This window comes from Cyanobacterium sp. HL-69 (assembly GCA_002813895.1).
In the GTDB taxonomy this organism is placed as follows: Bacteria; Cyanobacteriota; Cyanobacteriia; order Cyanobacteriales; family Cyanobacteriaceae; genus Cyanobacterium.
The window spans coordinates 2,602,569-2,617,757 of record CP024912.1 but is presented as its reverse complement, the minus strand read 5'-3'; the positions used below and the strand labels follow the sequence as shown (position 1 = coordinate 2,617,757).

Below are 15,189 nucleotides of genomic sequence, written 5' to 3'. Positions count from 1 at the left end.
AGTTGAAATATTATGGTAACTTTATCAAACAAAATCTTAACTTTATCTGAGTTTCTAGCTTTACCAAATGATAATTATACCTATGAGTTAGTAGAAGGAAAAGCACTACCCAAAATATCTCCAAAACGTTTTCATTCTCGTATTACTTTGGCTCTATCTTTTTTATTAGAACAGTGGAATCAATTACAAGAAAAGAAAGGAGAAATCGGGATTGAATGGGCGATCGCCCTTAAAAGAAAAGGAAAAGATTGGTGTCCTGTACCTGATTTATTATACATTTCTAATGAGCGTTTAAAACAAGTATCTTTTGAAAATATTGCTTGTACAATTGCGCCAGAATTAGTTATAGAAATTATCTCTCCCGAACAATCTTTTAGTAATCTTAGTGAAAAAGCAGTTGACTATCTTAATGCAGTATTTGATCACATTTGGATTATAGATTCAAAAGTAAGAAAAATAACGATTTTTTATCCTGATTATCCTCCTCAAACAAAAAGTAATAACGACGGTTTAACAGATGATTTATTACCTAATTTAACTTTAACTCCTCTACAAATTTTGGATCAAGCTGGAATAATCTGATTACTTTGCAATAATTTAATCATTAACTATTTATTATTCACTGATATGCCCCATAGTTTAGTCATCAACTTTACGACAACTTCTGATATTCCCCTTGGTTATACATCAGGAAAACACTTACACGCTCTTTTTTTAAACTTAGTTAATTCAGTAGATCAAGAATTAGCCGAATATTTTCACCAATCCTCTACCCATAAAACTTTTACTATCAGCCCTTTACAAGTAAATTATAATCATAAAAAGACTGATAATTTATTGCAGTGGCAACACCAAAGTAAAATAAAAGCGGGGTCTAATTGTTGGTGGAGAATTACATTATTAGATGATAATTTATTTGGTAAATTAACTAAATTATGGATTAATTTAAGACCTGATAAACCTTATCATCTAGGTAGTGGAGAACTATTAATAACCAGTGTTTTGTGTTCTCCTGATAGTCATCCGTGGGCAAATGCTTGTAGTTATCAACGAATATATGAAGAAGCATCGGAAACAGAGCGTAATTTTACTTTTAATATTGTTACTCCTACCTCTTTTCGTCGGGGAAAATATGATCTATTTTTACCCACTACAGAATTAGTATTTAACAGTTTATTAAAACGTTGGCAAAAACACAGCAATACTTTAATTGATTTGACTAATTTTGATAATTTATTTCCAGCTTACTTCAACATAAATACAGAAATCGTTATTCAACCTCAAACTAAATTTATCGGCTGCGTAGGAAAGATAACTTATAAAGTATTAGGAGATGTTGAACCATCAATTATTAAACAATTAAATGTATTAGCTGATTATGCTTTTTATTGTGGTTTGGGAAGAAAAACAACGATGGGTTTTGGTACAGTTACAAGACAATAAATAATTAATCTAGCGATCTTATATGAGCCATAAAAATATTATCCTCTTTAGCCCTCCTTGATAACGGAGGACATTAATTTAAAATTCTCACAAATGATTTGGGAGTATTATAAAACAAAAAAATCTAATGAATAATTTTCATCATTTATTTAAAGTTAGTAAATTATGGACTACATACAAATTGCTTCCTTAAATCATTATTCCTATTGTCCCCATCGATTTTGGCGGATGTTTTGTACTAATGAATTTGAAGATAATCAATATACCATTGACGGCACAACTCTCCATGAAAGAGTGCATACAGTAGGAGATTTAAACTTAGGTGAAACACGACAAATTAGAGCTATTTGGCTTAAGTCAGAAGAATATAAATTAATTGGCAAAGCGGACTTGATTGAGACAGAAAATGGCATGTTTTACCCTGTGGAATATAAACGAGGTAAAAAAGGAGAGTGGGCAAATGATGAGTTGCAGGTAGTCGCCCAAGCCCTATGTATAGAAGAAATGACAGGCACTAAGGTTCACACTGGCTATGTTTATTATGCCCAAACCCATCAACGGCAAGAAGTAGAGATTGATCAATTAAGAGAAAGTGCGATCGCTACTATCACAGCAATTCAAGAGATTGTTGATAAAGGAAAAATACCTAAAGCTGAATACAGTAAAAAATGTAAAGGTTGCAGTCTCTATTAGGCTTGTCTGCCCATGGCAAATGACAAAGTAAATCGCTATCAAGAAGAAAAATAAATTCGTAGTAATGGTTTTAGCCATTATTAAATAACCTCTCATAAGTTACTATAAATATTAATTATTAACAAAAAAATGGGAACAATTTATATTACTCAAGATGACGCTTTTATTGGAAAAATTGATGAAAGAATCCATGTAAAGGCAGATAAAAAGAAATTATTAGAAGTTCCATTTATCAAGGTAGATGGATTAGTAATTTTAGGTAGAGCAAACTTTTCTCCAGCCCTTGTTAATGAACTATTAATAAGAAAAATACCCCTTACTTTTTTGACAACAACGGGTAAATATTTAGGTAGATTAGAACCAGAATTAACTAAAAATATATTTATCAGAAAAGCTCAATGGTCAGTAGAAGAAAATTCAGAAAAATCTATTCATGTAGTTAAAGCATTTATTCGGGGGAAATTAAAAAATTATCGTAATTTCATTCAACTTAGAAATAGACAATTACCCAATAAAATCTTAGAAACTTCTAGTGATAAATTACAGGAAATAATAAATGCCTTAGAGAATAAAAACAATGTAAACTCCCTGAGAGGTTTAGAAGGTGCAGGAAGTGCTATTTATTTTAGTTGTTTTAACCAATTAATAAAAAATAAACAATTTACTTTTGAAAAGAGAAATCGTCGTCCCCCCACAGATCCAGTTAACTCGTTACTAAGTTTAGGTTATGCTTTATTAAGGCATGATTTACAAAGTGCGATTAATATTGTGGGTTTTGATCCTTATTTAGGGTATCTTCATGTAGCCCATTATGGCAGACCAAGTTTAGCGTTAGATTTAATGGAGGAATTTAGACCATTAATTACGGATGCTATTGTTTTAAATGCAATCAACAATCAAAAGTTAACTCCCGATGATTTTATCATTGAACCCCTCAGTAATGCTGTGTCTTTAACTAAGGAAGGATTAAAAGTTTTTCTGCGTTTATATGAGGAGAAAAAACAATCAAAATTTAAACATCCTGTTTTAAAAAGACAATGTACTTATCAAGAAGCATTTGAAATTCAGACTCGTTTATTGGCTAAATATTTAATGAATGAAACAGAACAATATCCTCCATTAATTGTGAAAAAATAAGTCTAAAGTTATCCTTTATTTATTCTCTGAAAAAAATGTTTGTTGTTATTAGTTACGATATTACCGACAATAAAAGAAGAACAAAAATACATAATATTTTAAAATCCTATGGACAATGGGTGCAATATAGTATTTTTGAATGTGATTTGACTAATACTCAGTATGCTAAACTACGTCACCGACTTAGTAAGTTAATTAAGAAGGATAGTGATAGTATTCGTTTTTATTTTTTGGGGCAATGTTGTCAGGGTAAAATAGAGCGTATTGGTGGTGAACAACCCCCAGATGATACTATCTTTTTTGCGTAAGGATAGGGGTGTAAATGTACTATTATTCTCGGAAGTCTCCAAAAACACTTCCGTTGATGGTTTACGGCATTTGAACAAGTGCGATCGCCTTACGCTCTTTACTATGACTGATTTATAGGTAATTTAGTGAATGATTTTTAATACTAATGTGTTATAATTCTCCTAGGCTTACGGAAATGAACCTTGAAAACTTTATATATCAAAGGCTTCAAATGTAAGCGGTTTAAACCAACATAATACCTACTAAGGGATTGAAACTTGCTGATGGAGGCTACGTGGAAGGAGTAGGAACTCCCCGTGTTTAAACCAACATAATACCTACTAAGGGATTGAAACAATCCTGCCTATACCTCCCAAACCTGTAGCCAATGGTTTAAACCAACATAATACCTACTAAGGGATTGAAACATCCTGTGTGTCCCGACAGAACAGAGAAATATTTAGTTTAAACCAACATAATACCTACTAAGGGATTGAAACAATCTGCTTGGGGAGGCTCATTGAGGTCAACATCAAGTTTAAACCAACATAATACCTACTAAGGGATTGAAACCTGTTCCTAGCATTTGAGCGGCTTGTCTCATAGAAGTTTAAACCAACATAATACCTACTAAGGGATTGAAACCATAATCCTGTAATCGTCCATATACCTTTTGAAAGGTTTAAACTAAAATAATACTTATCAAGGGATTGAAACCTTATAGGTTTGTATAAGGAAAAGTGGATTTTTAATTCAGAGCAATATAATACCTATTAAGGGATTAAAACCATTAACTAACTGTCTATTGCTAATTGTTCCCCTGTTTGTACTTGCCATAAATTTTGATAGATGCCATTGTGGGCGACTAATTCCTCATGTTTTCCCTGTTCGATAATTTTGCCCCTTTCCATGACATAGATACAGTCAGCATGGCGAATGGTGGAGAGACGGTGGGCGATCATAATTGTGGTACGACCTTTTGTAATATATTGTAGTGAACGGGCGATCGCACTTTCGGTTTCATTATCAACGGCGGAGGTTGCCTCATCGAGAATGAGAATAGGAGGATTTTTGAGAATAGCCCGGGCGATAGATAGTCTTTGTCTTTGCCCCCCTGATAATTTTTGTCCCCTTTCACCCACTACAGTATCGTAACCTTGGGGTAATTCCATAATAAATTCATGGGCTTCGGCATTTTTGGCGGCGCAAATAACGTCTTCTTCCGTGGCGTTGGGGCTACCATAGGCAATATTTTCCCTCACGCTACCATGGAAAAGAAATACATCCTGACTTACTAAACCGATCGCCCGTCGCAAATCATAGAGTACAATCTCTTGAATATTGATACCATCGAGGGTAATCATACCCGAATTAATTTCGTAGAGTCTGAGTAATAATTTAATAATGGTACTTTTTCCCGAACCCGTCGAACCCACAATGGCGGTAGTTTGTCCCGCAGGTATATCAAGGTTAAGATGTTGCAAAACAGGCTCTCTTTCAAAATAAGAAAAAGTAACATCCTTTAAATGAATTTCCCCTTGGGTGTGGGCAAATGATAGGGGTATATCTCCCGAATGAATTTGAATAGGGGTGTCCAATAACGCCATTACCCTAGTGGTGGAAGCCATAGCCCTTTGGTACAAATCGAGGGTTTGCCCTAGACGGGTAAGGGGCCATAGTAGGCGTTGGGTCATGAATACCAGTACACTATAAGTACCCACTGCCAATGTTCCTTCTTCCACCTGTAAACCCCCAAATAAAAGGATGCTGGTAAATCCTGCCAAGATAACCAGACGAATCAGGGGCACAAAACCTGCACTATAAGCGATCGCCCTTTGGTTACTACGACGATAGGCTTCACTGTCAACCCTTACTCTCTCTACTTCATAGGTTTCGGTGGTAAAACTTTTGATAGTGGTAATGCCACTTAGATTGTTACTCAAACGACTATTGAGCAGACTTACTTTTTCTCTCACATCACCGTATAGAGGCTCAAGAAACTTCTGAAAGGCGATCGCACCCCAAATAATAATGGGAATAGGTACAATGGCCATCCAAGCAGTGGTAGGGGTAAGAATAAAGAAAGCCAAACCGATAATAATTACCGTGGTAATTACCTGTAAAATTTCATTGGCTCCCACATCCAAAAATCTTTCTAACTGGTTAATATCATCATTCAACACTGATAGTAAACGCCCTGTGCTTTTATTTTCAAAAAATTCTAATTCTAAATTCTGAATATGACCATAGGCATCTAAGCGTAAATCATGCTGAATATTTTGGGCCAAATTACGCCATAAACGCTCATAAGCATATTGAAATGCAGATTCTAATGTCCAAATTATGACCGATAAAACCGTCAGCACCAACAACTGAGAAAAAACGCTCTCAAAACCAAACTGTGCGATCGCACTATCTTCTCTCTGTACCACCACATCTACCGCCGCCCCAATCAACACGGGGGGTGCTAAATCAAAAACCTTATTTAATACCGAACAAATAACCGCACGATAAATCAAACCACGGTATTTCGGAGAATATTCTAATAATCGTGAAAGAGGGGCAATAGATTTGGAGGTCATAATGTGAAAAATAACTATACTTAGCAAAAATGCTATACCTCACCATTGTAAAGAAATTTAGACAAAAAAAAGGAGCAAACATCGACTCCTACCCATCAGACTTGTTATTCTATAACCGTATCATTGCTCAAAACAAAAAGAATTAACGTCAAATCTCCTCAATTATTAGTGTGCAAACTTTTCAAAACAGAATGATCAATAATCCTTCATAGTGGTAAAATAAAAATTCATGGCAAAATATCTTACCAGTCGTATTAGATCATACATCGTAAGTATTCCCCAAGCCTGATATTAGTCCATAATGGAACACAAAATATGGGAAATTGATTACCAATTATCAATGTCTCACCGTGAGCTATTATATTTTTATCTAATAAAAAACAGATTATTTATTTATCAAAAATAACTACATCTATAATAACTAAAATCTTATTTTTTGCAACCTTATAACCTAGATTATTCCTTAACTATCTCATCTGTAGAAGGTAATCTAAGTTTGTATATCTATTTTTAAAAAACTAAAATAATATGTCAATTTTGCGTGGTAGTTTTATTGTCAAAAATCACTTCAAATATTTCTTTATTTGGAATGAAGAATGGAAACAATTAGGCACAGAAAAATACGATTTACAAACCAGAGATATTTATAACTATCCCTTTCAAAGTCAATCCTTAGAAAATTTTATCTCCACCTTAGAAAAGTACAAATTAGTTCCCGAATCCATCCATAATCAAACCTTTGAAACAAACAAAGGAAAACAAAAAGAATTAGTTTTATTTCCTGTCCAAAAAAAGCCAAGATCAAAAACCGTTGTTCCGCTACTATATGAACAATTTATGGCGATCGAAAATAAACTAAGTACCGTTATTTTATACCCTTGGAAAGTAGAAGGAATCAAACTAAATTTTCTTGATACCATTAGCTTCTTACAGCAAATTCCCCTCAACAATGAAGAATATATCGGCTCAGATTTACGATTTTGGAGTCATGTATATAGATGGAGTTTAGATCTCATTTGTCGCCAAAAATTTCTCCCCACCATTGATGACCATAATAAAAGTTTTTGGCAACCATTACTAGATAGTAACATTGACCAAATAAGGTTAACTAAATTTGTGCAATCGATGCCCTCATTGTGCCGTTGCTACGTCGATTCAGAAGAATCACCAACTATTGACCCTCAAGAATTAATTTTAGACTTTTTAACCAATATTGTTGACTTACAAATTAGACAATTACTAGAACAACCCACTCCTTTAGGCAATGATATAACTATTGAACCTTGGTTAAATTCCTTAGCTGAAACTGACATAAACCACTGCGATTTGCCATCTACAGAAAGTAAACGTTTAAAGATGGCTTTTGACCATTGGACATTGCCAATTCAAGATAATTTAATTACCTCCGACTTTCAACTATCAAAAAAACAATATCGTATTTGTTTTAAATTAAACCCCCCTGCCCCATCAGAAAATAACTATGATAATTGGAAATTAGACTACTATTTACAAGCCATTGATAACCCAGATTTTCTCGTACCATCCGAGCAAATTTGGCAACATTCTCACCCTGATTTAGAAATAGACGATCGCACCATAGAAAACCCTCAAGAAATTCTTTTAAAAGGATTAGGTTTAGCGTCCAAAATTTATCCTTTGGTAGCAAAAAGTTTAGAAAATGCAATGCCCAATTATTGTCAATTAAATGCTATTGACGCTTATCAATTCATTCGTAGTTCAGTATGGCAACTACAAGATAATGGATTAGGTATTATTTTACCCGAAGGTTTAGCCGAAGGTGCAGGAGAAAAACGTTTAGGAGTCAAAATTGAAGCGAAAGTTAACCTCAAAAAAGGAGAGCGTTTAAATCTCAATAGTTTACTAAACTACAATCTTAAAGTTGCCGTAGGGGATAAAGTTTTAACCAACAAAGAATTTCAAAATCTTTTGGCTCAAAAATCTCCCATCGTGGAAGTAGATGGGCAATGGTTAGCCTTGCAACCTGCTGATGTAAAAGCCGCCCAAGATATTTTAGATCAAGCCAATAATAATATTAATTTAACCGTGGAAGATGCCCTGCGCCTGAGCGGAGGTAACGGAGAAACCATTGCCAAATTACCCGTAGTTTCCTTCGAGAGTAGTGGGGCATTATCAGAATTAATCAATAGTGTTAACGACTATCAAAAAATTAAGATTCTTCCTACTCCCAAAACATTTAAAGGGGATTTGCGAGAATATCAAAAAGCAGGTTTTAGCTGGCTTTATTTCCTCGAAAAATGGAATTTAGGAGCTTGTTTAGCTGATGATATGGGTTTAGGTAAAACCATTCAATTAATAGCCTTTTTATTACGTTTAAAACAAGATAAATTATTAACTAAGCCCTGTTTAATTGTCTGCCCAACCTCGGTGATGAATAACTGGGCTAGGGAAATTCAAAAATTTGCCCCCAATGTCAAGGCTTTAATTCATCATGGGGAGCAGCGCCATAAGGGTAAGACATTTGTTAAGGAGGCAAAAAAGTATGATGTGATTATTACTAGCTATGCCCTCGTATTTCGTGATTTAGATGGTTTAAAAGGGGTTGATTGGCAAGGGGTAATTTTGGATGAAGCTCAAAATATCAAAAATCCTCAAGCAAAACAAACTCAAGCCATTCGTCAGTTGGATGGAGATTTTCGTATCGCTTTGACGGGTACTCCTGTGGAAAATCGTCTTTCGGAATTATGGTCAATTTTGGAGTTTTTGAACCCAGGTTATTTAGGTACACAGCAGTTTTTCCAACGGCGTTTTACCTTGCCCATCGAGAAATATGGGGATCAAGATTCTCTGAAAACTTTACGCTCTTTGGTTCAGCCTTTTATCCTGAGACGATTAAAAACCGATAAAAATATCATTCAAGATTTACCCGAAAAGCAGGAGATGAATGTTTATTGTGGTTTGTCTCCCGAACAAGCGCACCTATACCAAAGTTTGGTAGATGATTCTTTAGTTAAAATTAACGATAGTAAGGGGATTCAGCGCCATGGTTTGGTGTTAACTTTGTTGATGAGATTAAAACAGGTTTGTAATCATCCTGCTCATTTTCTCAAGGAGAATAGTTTAGATTTTGAGCCTCGCTCTGGCAAATTGTTACGATTGGAAGAAATGTTAGAGGAAATTGTGGCTGAGGGCGATCGCACCTTAATCTTTACCCAATTTACCGAATGGGGAAACTTATTACAACCCTACCTAGAAAAGAAATTAGGGGTAGATGTGATGTTCCTCTCAGGAAGCACAAAAATAGAAAAACGTCAAGAAATGGTTGACCGTTTCCAAAATGATCCCCAAGGGCCACCAATTTTTATTCTTTCCCTAAAAGCAGGAGGTACAGGATTAAACCTCACCAAAGCAAACCACGTCTTCCATTTCGATAGATGGTGGAATCCTGCTGTAGAAAATCAAGCCACCGATAGGGCATTTCGCATTGGGCAAACTCAAAATGTACAAGTGCATAAATTCGTCTGTAGCGGTACTTTGGAGGAAAAAATTAACGACATTCTCGAAAGTAAAAAACAACTAGCCGAACAAACCATCAATAGTGGAGAAGATTGGTTAACCGACTTAGATAGCGATCAATTACGAAATCTACTTGTATTAGATCGTAATGCCGTTTTGTAAATATCATCAAACAAAATTAATCCACCATCTTCCCATAACAAGAGGTTTTAACCCTTTACCCCAACTGAACCATACTTTTATTCATTGTTTTTGGCAATGGGTTTAGGGTCTATTGTTCGTTGTATTAGTATAATTTTTTTTACGGGTCTAGTACAACCTTAAAAAAGTATGAATTTCTTAATATTTGTTTTAACTTTTCTTTACAATCTTAAAAATATTGTGTAGTATGGTAGCCAGAATAGATAAACCTCTGAGGTTTCGGGCTATTCAGTCAACAATAAGGATTGAAACAGTCATGGTTTCTAGTGAAATAAAAAGTTCGTTCCCAATGATGAGAGATTCAACCATGGGCAACGGCGCCCTAGCCGAAAATCTCAAGGAAGATGATAAGACAGTAATTTGGCGCCCCCACGAAGAAAAATATCGCACATCAGAATGGTACACAGGTTCAGGTCAAATTACCACCGCTGATGAGGGTTTATCCTTTGAAGTAACGGCGGTATATCAACTCAAGTCAGAGGTAAAGGTAGTTAAGGATATTTTCGCCATATCTAACCATACCCTCGCGAATATTTATCGCCCTCGTAGTCGTTGTATCGCCGTAGTAGATCAAACCGTTGCCGAGTTATACGGAGAGAAGATAGAAGGTTATTTCCAAGCCCAAGAAATTCCCTTAGAATTGATGGTCATACGGGCATGGGAAAGTGATAAAACCCCCGAAACAGTCCATCGTATTCTTGCCTTTTTAGGGAAAGATGGCTGTGATGTGTCTCGTAATGAGCCTGTATTGGTCATTGGGGGTGGTGTGTTGAGTGATGTGGCTGGTTTAGCCTGTGCGCTGCAACATCGTCGTACCCCTTACATTATGATTGGTACAACCATCATTGCCGCTATTGATGCAGGTCCTTCTCCCCGTACTTGTACCAATGGCACTCAATTTAAAAACAGCATTGGGGTATATCATCCCCCAGTATTAACCTTGGTTGATCGTCAATTTTTCTCTACCCTTGATATGGGACATATCCGTAATGGTATGGCAGAAATTATCAAGATGGCAGTCACCGATGATAAGGAGTTGTTTGAGTTATTGGAACAGTACGGGCAGGAGTTGATTAAAACTCGTTTTGCCACCATCGATGCTAGTGAAGAACTAGAAAAAATTGCTGATTTGATTATCTATAAAGCTCTTTATGCCTATATGAAGCATGAAGGAACAAATATGTTTGAAACGTACCAAGACAGGCCCCACGCCTACGGGCACACTTGGAGTCCTCGTTTTGAACCCGCTGTTAAATTAATGCACGGTCATGCCGTCACCATTGGCATGGCGTTTGGGGCAACTTTAGCTCAAGAGTTGGGCTGGTTAAGTCAAGAAGAGTGTCAAAGAATCATTAATTTATCTAGCAAATTAGGGTTGTCGGTGTTTCACCCCATCCTAGAAGATGTTCAAATCATGGTAGATGGACAAAAAAATATGCGCCGCAAACGGGGTGATGGGGGCTTATGGGCGCCTTTACCTACTACCATCGGGGCTTGTGACTATGTCCAAGAGGTGGAACCTGAATTGCTCAATCAAGCGGTTGTCGCTCACAAAAAGTACTGCTCTCAGTTACCCCATGAGGGTGCAGGAGAGCAGATGTATCTCAGTGATCTTGGTTTAGAATAGGACTACGAGGGTTGTTCTGATTGGCGTCCGATCGCCCTTATTCATCTTTTTCAAACCATCTGAAATCTTAATCGGATCTTAACAAAGGTGGGCTTACAGGTCTGCTTTTGTTAAGAAAATGCAAAATTTGGTCATAAATCCATTTATTTCCTCGATTAGTAAGGGATTAACCTTTATTTTTCACAGTATTTTATTATTTTTTCCTTAATTTATATTTCATCTATATTACAAATATTGGAGTAGTTCTATGTCCGCAACTGTTAACAAACCAAGGGCGATCGCACCGTTGGGCATTTTAGTCGAAAAATTAGAGCAAATATTACAAAATGCAAAGAATACTGAGAAATCCTCTCAGCTAGTGAATGATTTGCAAGAAGCCTACGAATTCGCTTCAAACTTAGAACCCTACTTAGGAGAAGTATCGACCACCCAATCAGGGGCGCTCGCCAACCTTGCCGAGAAAACAGCCCAAGAAGATTGGAGCAAACTATTTGCAGAAGGGGCAACCCCCTTTGAACTAGAACAGGAAATGCTCTCTGGGCATATCGAAGGGCAAATGTTACAAATTTTTGTCAAAATGTTAGGGGCAAAAAACGTCCTTGAAATTGGAATGTTTACAGGTTACTCCGCCCTAGCCATGGCAGAAGCCCTCCCCGATGATGGCAAAGTAATCGCCTGTGAAGTAGATGACTACGTCGCCAAATTTGCTCAGGAGTGTTTTTCTCACTCTCCCCATGGTGAAAAAATCACCGTAAAAGTAGCCCCTGCCCTCGATACCATGGCAGAATTAGCCCAAGAAGATAAAAATTTCGATTTAGTCTTTATCGATGCCAACAAGAAAGAATACAAAGATTATTTTAATTTATTGCTAGACAAAAAATTGGTAAGTCCTGGATGCTTAATTGTTGTAGATAACACCCTATATCAAGGACAAGTTTACTTGCCAGAATCTAAACGTACAGAAAATGGTCAAGCTATCCATGAATTTAATCAAATGGTAGCCCAAGATGAACGGGTACAACAGGTATTATTACCCTTGCGGGATGGTTTGACGGTTATTCGAGTTAATTAACACCTTTAAAACCTCCTTTTCTTGCCTCCTCTCCTGTGGGAGAGGGTTGTTGTGTTGCCCACTCCTTTGAGATCATTTTTTGCACAAACCTTTAATCATGTTTACATCAGAGAAACCCTTAAAAGTACTACATATCGGAGGCTCTTTAGTGTCCGATTTTTACGATAAACTTTCCTTACTTTACCTCAAAGAAGTAGTACAACCTCCCTGCGTAAACCCCTATTATGCAGTGGTACATCCCGATGGATTGTGGCAACATGGAGACTCATTAACCAACCTCAGCGCCTCGAAACCCCTATCTGATTTTCTCCAAGAATTCCCCCCCATAGATGTGGTCGTACCCCACTTATTTTGTGAACCTGGGATGACTACCGTAAGGGGCTTTTTTGAGGATATGTTGGGCTTCCCCGTGGTGGGTTCAAAATCTTCCTGCACTGCCCTTGCTACCAATAAAGCCCACACCAGAGACATTGTTTCGGCTAATGGGGTATTAGTGGCAAAGGGTCAACTTTTGAAACAAGGAGATAAGGTGGAGTTAAAACCACCTTTTATTATCAAACCCAATCGAGAGGATAATTCTCTAGGAATTACCCTTGTGAAAGATGAAACTCAAATCGATGAAGCCTTGAAATTAGGTTTTCAATATGATAGTCAACTTTTGGCAGAAGAGTTTATTCCTGGGCGAGAAATTCGGGTGGCAGTTATTGACAAGGGTAATAAATTAGAGGTTTTGCCCATGTTTGAATATTTAGTCACCGAAACTAATCCTATTCGCACTACCGCAGAAAAACTGGAACTTAAGGAGGATGGGATGCCCCAACAACAAACTCCTCAACCTAATGTAAAAGCTATTTGCCCAGCGCACCTTACCCCAGAATTGGAAACTAAGTTAAGTTTAGCAGCTATCAAAGCCCACGGTGCGATCGGTTGTAGAGATTATTCTCTATATGATTTTAGGGTACATCAAGATACTAATGAGCCTTATTTGTTGGAAGCTGGTTTATTTTGGGCTTTTAGTAATATCAGTATGATTTCTAAAATGTTATTGGCAAAGGGAGAAAATTTAGACTCGGTAATCTTTGATGTTTGGTGTAATGCGGTGCAAAGATTTAAGAATTAACTAGACTGGAAAAATTAGTTTTATGTTTATTCAAATTTTTCTTAACAAGGGGCTTAAGCCCCTTGCCTAAATCTCCTTTAAGGATTTCTGGAAAATGTAAAAAGTTTAGTTTAAATCATTTTTATTGCAATATTTTTATTTCTATAGTCATAATCTAAACATTATATTTTTTATATTATTAATTATTTATTTTTCACTCACGAACAATGTTTTTAACTACTTTTAAGAGTCTTGGTACCCTAGCTTTATTAAAACTAGCATTACCCTTTAATTTAACCCTAGTATTAATAGCTTCAATTATCAACATATTTTCTAATCCATTTAAAATAAAAAAAAAGCCTAATATTAACTCAAAAACTGTCCTTTTAACAGGTGGTAAAATGACTAAAGCTCTACAGTTGGCGAGGTCATTTCATAGTGCTGGACATAGGGTTATTCTGGTGGAAACTCATAAATATTGGTTATCGGGACATCGTTTTTCGGTGGCGGTAGATAAGTTTTTTACTATGCCCAATCCTGTGAAAGATAAGGAGGGTTATATTGATGGTTTATTGGACATTGTAAAACGGGAAAGTGTAGATATATTTATCCCTGTTTCTAGCCCTGTGGCGAGTTATTATGATTCGGTAGCAAAAATGGTATTGTCTCCCTATTGCGAGGTTTTACATTTTGATGTAGAAATGACTTTGGTATTGGATGATAAAGCAAATTTATGTAAAAAGGCTTCTTCTTTGGGCTTGACTTCCCCCGCTTCTTATCTTATTACTAATGTTCAAGAAATTCTTGATTTTGATTTTAGTAAAAATAACCATAAATATATTTTAAAAAGTATTAAATATGATTCGGTTTATCGTCTTAATATGACGCAGTTTCCTTTTGAGGGAATGGAGGAATATGTGCGCAGTTTGCCCATTAGTGAGGAAAATCCTTGGGTAATGCAACAGTTTATTACGGGGCAGGAGTATTGCACCCATAGCACAGTGCGCAATGGCAAAATTAGGCTTCATTGTTGCTCAGAGTCTTCCCATTTTCAGGTGAATTATAAACACATCGACAATCAAAAAATTTATGAGTGGGTGGAGGAGTTTGTGGGTAAGTTGAATTTGACTGGGCAAATTTCTTTTGATTTTATTCAAACCGATGATGGCACGGTTTACCCCATTGAATGCAATCCTCGCACCCATTCGGCGATTTCAATGTTTTATAATCATCCGTTGGTAGCCGATGCTTATTTAAATGATGGAGATGATGCCCCTATTACCCCGCTAGAAAGTAGTAAACCTACTTTTTGGACTTACCATGAATTATGGCGCTTAACGGAGGTGCGATCGCCCCAGGATTTATCTCAATGGTGGCAGAAAGTAACAAAAGGTCAAGATGGGATTTTTTCTTGGCAAGATCCTTTACCATTTTTAATGGTGCATCATTGGCAAATTCCCCTGTTACTATTTGGTAATTTAATGAAATTAAAACCATGGGTAAAAATTGACTTTAATATCGGTAAATTGGTAGAGTCCGCCGGAGATTAAAG

The 15,189-nt window shown here is 36.3% G+C and carries 11 protein-coding genes and 1 CRISPR repeat array; of the genes, 10 read left to right on the top strand and 1 reads right to left on the bottom strand.

What is annotated here, in order from left to right; translation table 11 throughout:
* Positions 1-12 precede the first annotated feature (12 nt).
* The 5 genes from AA637_RS12145 (at position 13) to cas2 (ending at position 3,581) form a co-directional block, all read left to right on the top strand.
* On the top strand, positions 13-582 hold the full coding sequence (locus AA637_RS12145) for a Uma2 family endonuclease (RefSeq protein ID WP_446682975.1): 570 nt from the start codon (positions 13-15) through the stop codon (positions 580-582).
* A gap of 45 nt (positions 583-627) precedes the next feature.
* Positions 628-1,443: a CRISPR-associated endoribonuclease Cas6 gene (cas6, locus tag AA637_RS12140; RefSeq protein ID WP_446682974.1), complete on the top strand. Its 816-nt coding sequence runs from the start codon at positions 628-630 to the stop codon at positions 1,441-1,443.
* Positions 1,444-1,608: 165 nt separating this feature from the next.
* Entirely contained in the window at positions 1,609-2,136 is a 528-nt protein-coding gene (cas4, locus tag AA637_RS12135) for a CRISPR-associated protein Cas4 (RefSeq protein ID WP_446682973.1), read from the top strand.
* A gap of 129 nt (positions 2,137-2,265) precedes the next feature.
* Positions 2,266-3,273, top strand: a complete 1,008-nt coding sequence (gene cas1d, locus AA637_RS12130) for a type I-D CRISPR-associated endonuclease Cas1d (RefSeq protein ID WP_446682972.1) — start codon at positions 2,266-2,268, stop codon at positions 3,271-3,273.
* 35 nt (positions 3,274-3,308) lie between these two features.
* Positions 3,309-3,581, top strand: a complete 273-nt coding sequence (gene cas2 / locus AA637_RS12125; protein ID WP_446682971.1) for a CRISPR-associated endonuclease Cas2 — start codon at positions 3,309-3,311, stop codon at positions 3,579-3,581.
* A 221-nt stretch (positions 3,582-3,802) separates the two neighbouring features.
* Positions 3,803-4,279: a CRISPR direct-repeat array (repeat unit 38 nt; unit sequence GTTTAAACCAACATAATACCTACTAAGGGATTGAAACA).
* A gap of 76 nt (positions 4,280-4,355) precedes the next feature.
* On the opposite strand, the gene AA637_RS12120 is transcribed toward cas2, so the two are convergent.
* Positions 4,356-6,143, bottom strand: a complete 1,788-nt coding sequence (locus AA637_RS12120; RefSeq protein WP_446682970.1) for an ABC transporter ATP-binding protein — start codon at positions 6,141-6,143, stop codon at positions 4,356-4,358.
* A 528-nt stretch (positions 6,144-6,671) separates the two neighbouring features.
* Between AA637_RS12120 and AA637_RS12115 the strand changes: the two genes are divergently transcribed.
* The 5 genes from AA637_RS12115 to AA637_RS12095 all read left to right on the top strand — a co-directional run bounded on the left by AA637_RS12115 (position 6,672) and on the right by AA637_RS12095 (position 15,187).
* Positions 6,672-9,800 (top strand): DEAD/DEAH box helicase, encoded by a 3,129-nt coding sequence (locus AA637_RS12115; RefSeq protein ID WP_446682969.1) that lies wholly within the window; start codon positions 6,672-6,674, stop codon positions 9,798-9,800.
* A gap of 328 nt (positions 9,801-10,128) precedes the next feature.
* On the top strand, positions 10,129-11,466 hold the full coding sequence (locus tag AA637_RS12110) for a sedoheptulose 7-phosphate cyclase (RefSeq protein ID WP_446682968.1): 1,338 nt from the start codon (positions 10,129-10,131) through the stop codon (positions 11,464-11,466).
* A 247-nt stretch (positions 11,467-11,713) separates the two neighbouring features.
* Positions 11,714-12,538: an O-methyltransferase gene (locus AA637_RS12105; RefSeq protein ID WP_446682967.1), complete on the top strand. Its 825-nt coding sequence runs from the start codon at positions 11,714-11,716 to the stop codon at positions 12,536-12,538.
* A 97-nt stretch (positions 12,539-12,635) separates the two neighbouring features.
* Entirely contained in the window at positions 12,636-13,658 is a 1,023-nt protein-coding gene (locus AA637_RS12100; protein ID WP_446682966.1) for a D-alanine--D-alanine ligase family protein, read from the top strand.
* 206 nt (positions 13,659-13,864) lie between these two features.
* Positions 13,865-15,187: an ATP-grasp domain-containing protein gene (locus AA637_RS12095; RefSeq protein ID WP_446682965.1), complete on the top strand. Its 1,323-nt coding sequence runs from the start codon at positions 13,865-13,867 to the stop codon at positions 15,185-15,187.
* The last annotated feature ends 2 nt before the right edge of the window (positions 15,188-15,189 follow it).

Excerpts from the sequence above, each read along its gene's own strand:
- AA637_RS12145 (WP_446682975.1), top strand. The coding sequence starts at position 13 with ATGGTAACTTTATCAAACAAAATCTTAACTTTATCTGAGTTTCTAGCT.
- cas6 (WP_446682974.1), top strand. The coding sequence starts at position 628 with ATGCCCCATAGTTTAGTCATCAACTTTACGACAACTTCTGATATTCCC.
- cas4 (WP_446682973.1), top strand. The coding sequence starts at position 1,609 with ATGGACTACATACAAATTGCTTCCTTAAATCATTATTCCTATTGTCCC.
- cas1d (WP_446682972.1), top strand. The coding sequence starts at position 2,266 with ATGGGAACAATTTATATTACTCAAGATGACGCTTTTATTGGAAAAATT.
- cas2 (WP_446682971.1), top strand. The coding sequence starts at position 3,309 with ATGTTTGTTGTTATTAGTTACGATATTACCGACAATAAAAGAAGAACA.
- AA637_RS12120 (WP_446682970.1), bottom strand. The coding sequence starts at position 6,143 with ATGACCTCCAAATCTATTGCCCCTCTTTCACGATTATTAGAATATTCT.
- AA637_RS12115 (WP_446682969.1), top strand. The coding sequence starts at position 6,672 with ATGTCAATTTTGCGTGGTAGTTTTATTGTCAAAAATCACTTCAAATAT.
- AA637_RS12110 (WP_446682968.1), top strand. The coding sequence starts at position 10,129 with ATGATGAGAGATTCAACCATGGGCAACGGCGCCCTAGCCGAAAATCTC.
- AA637_RS12105 (WP_446682967.1), top strand. The coding sequence starts at position 11,714 with ATGTCCGCAACTGTTAACAAACCAAGGGCGATCGCACCGTTGGGCATT.
- AA637_RS12100 (WP_446682966.1), top strand. The coding sequence starts at position 12,636 with ATGTTTACATCAGAGAAACCCTTAAAAGTACTACATATCGGAGGCTCT.
- AA637_RS12095 (WP_446682965.1), top strand. The coding sequence starts at position 13,865 with ATGTTTTTAACTACTTTTAAGAGTCTTGGTACCCTAGCTTTATTAAAA.